This window comes from Oleiphilus sp. HI0123, from assembly GCF_001635315.1.
This window is the reverse complement of record NZ_LWGE01000015.1, coordinates 1-591: the sequence shown is the minus strand read 5'-3', so window position 1 is coordinate 591 and position 591 is coordinate 1. Positions and strand designations below refer to the sequence as shown.

The following is a 591-nucleotide window of genomic DNA, read 5'->3' as shown; positions in this document are numbered from 1 at the left end:
TTTTAATACTTAGACTACCGGCAGAACTAATCACTAGCGCTCTATAATAGTTTTGGGTAACAAGATAGGAATGTTTAAAGGATAATTGAATTTGGTTAGCAAACTTGAATTTCGTACTAAGCCAATGTTTAAAAGCTAACTTATCACTATCTTTAAAAGTGACTTGAGGAAATCCACAAGCGACAAACTGAGAAGTATCTTTCTTCGAAATAAAATTCTGCTGTTCTCTAAAAAGCAGCATATCCGTCATCTGAGCGAATCTAAGTTTTGCGTAGTACTTGTCAATAGCCTCCACATCGAAATGCGCTATCAACTTCTGTTTCAAACTGTGATCGGCTTTATGTGCCACCTTATTGTCTAATCTTTCTTTTAGAACGAAATTCAGAATATATTTTTCATCAGGCTTAGTTGCAGAATTTAGTACTTGAACAAGTTTTAAGTCATTTTGCCCTGCGTGTCCTTCCCAATACACCTTGGCAATAGACTTTCTAAATCGAGCTAGTTTCAGTAAGGCTGCAAATGGCAAGTTTTGCTTTAAGAAAAATTCGACAGGAGCCCCATCACTTTGAAACATTTCTCTGCATACGCCAT

The 591-nt window shown here is 36.4% G+C and carries 1 protein-coding gene; it reads right to left on the bottom strand.

Going from position 1 to position 591, the window contains the following annotated elements; all coding sequences use genetic code 11:
- Nucleotides 1-574 (bottom strand): hypothetical protein (locus A3761_RS00215; protein WP_156491444.1); only part of this gene is annotated, 574 nt, incomplete at its 3' end.
- Nucleotides 575-591 lie beyond the last annotated feature (17 nt).